Raw genomic sequence first — 1,439 nt, forward strand, 5'->3', positions numbered from 1 at the left:
GCCGGTGCCGCGGTCGGGGACGCGCCCGCGCAGCTGAAGACCAAGGCCCGGGGCAACCCGTTGGCGGCGGGCCTGATCGCGTTCGGCGCGGGGTTGTTGGTGTCCTCGCTGATCCCGGCGAGCCAGAAGGAACGCGAAGCCGCTGATGCGTTGAAGACCGCGGCCGAGCCGTTGACGACGGAACTGACCGACGCCGCGAAGCACGTCGCGGAGGGTTTGAAGGAACCGGCGCAGGAAGCGATGGAGAACGTCAAGGCCACCGCGGCCGACGCGGCCGGGAACGTCAAGGCCGAGGGCCAGGACGCGGTCGCGGACGTCAAGGACCGCACGGCCCAGGCCAAGGACACCGTCCAGCAGCCCTGACCCGCCCCGGCACCACCTGGCGGGCCTGTTTGAGTCGTTGATCCGGCTTAGGCGTCCCCGGGTGTTGTAGTTGTTGTTTCCGGCCGGTTGTCCTGCGCTGACGCGCCGGGCAGCCGGCCGGCGGCACTTAAAACCGCCTTTACCGGGCCGGGCTCCCTTGACACCACCCGGGGGTGTTCGTGAATTTTTGAGAGAAGGACTTTGTCGATGGTTAAGAATCCCGGCGCCGCAGCGCCCGGCGCTGACGCTGAAACCGCGGAGAGCAGCACCGCCAAGGCCCGGCAGGCCCCGGCACCGGATGACTCCCGGAAAGCGGAGAGCCCCGCGGAGCTTTCCAAACCCTCGTGGAAATACATTGCGAAGAAAACGCTGCGGGAGTTCACCTCGGACCAGTGCCCGGACCTCGCCGCGGCCCTGACGTACTACGCGGTCCTCTCGATTTTCCCGGCCCTGCTGGCCCTGGTATCGCTGCTGGGCATCGTGGGGGATTCCGCGAAGACCACCTCCGCGCTCCTGGACATCGTTCAGGGCTTCGCTCCCGGTGAGACGGTCACCGCGCTCCGGGGCCCGATCGAACAACTCAGTTCCTCTGAGGCCGCCGGGTTCACCCTGGTCCTGGGCCTGCTGACCGCGCTCTGGTCCGCGTCCGGGTATGTCGGGGCGTTCTCCCGGGCCATGAACCGGGTCTATGAAATCGATGAGGGCCGGGGCTTTGTGAAACTCCGCGGCACGATCCTGGCCGTGACGCTCATCAACCTGCTCATCGTCCTGGTCCTCGCCGCGATGCTGGTCCTGACCGGGCCCGTCGCGGAATCGGTCGGGAACACCATCGGCCTGGGCACCGCGTTCCTCACGGGCTGGAACATCCTGAAGTGGCCGGTCATGATCGCCCTGATCGTCATCGCGATCGCGGTCCTGTACTACGCCACCCCGAACGTCAAGCAACCCAAGTTCCGCTGGATGAGCCTGGGATCCCTGATCGCGCTCGGCATCTTCCTCCTCGCGTCCCTGGCCTTCGGGTTCTACGTCGGGAACTTCAGCAGCTACAACCAGACCTACGGCGCGATCGGCGGAGT

The 1,439-nt window shown here is 66.9% G+C and carries 1 protein-coding gene and 1 pseudogene; both read left to right on the forward strand.

Annotation, left to right across the window (positions count from 1 at the left end):
- Positions 1-363, forward strand: a pseudogene (locus RCH15_RS19005) (DUF3618 domain-containing protein); the annotation flags it as partial.
- Positions 364-570: 207 nt separating this feature from the next.
- Positions 571-1,439 (forward strand): YihY/virulence factor BrkB family protein (locus RCH15_RS19010; protein WP_326962210.1); only part of this gene is annotated, 869 nt, incomplete at its 3' end.

This window comes from Arthrobacter sp. MP_M4 (genome assembly GCF_035984855.1).
Lineage (GTDB): Bacteria > Actinomycetota > Actinomycetes > Actinomycetales > Micrococcaceae > Arthrobacter.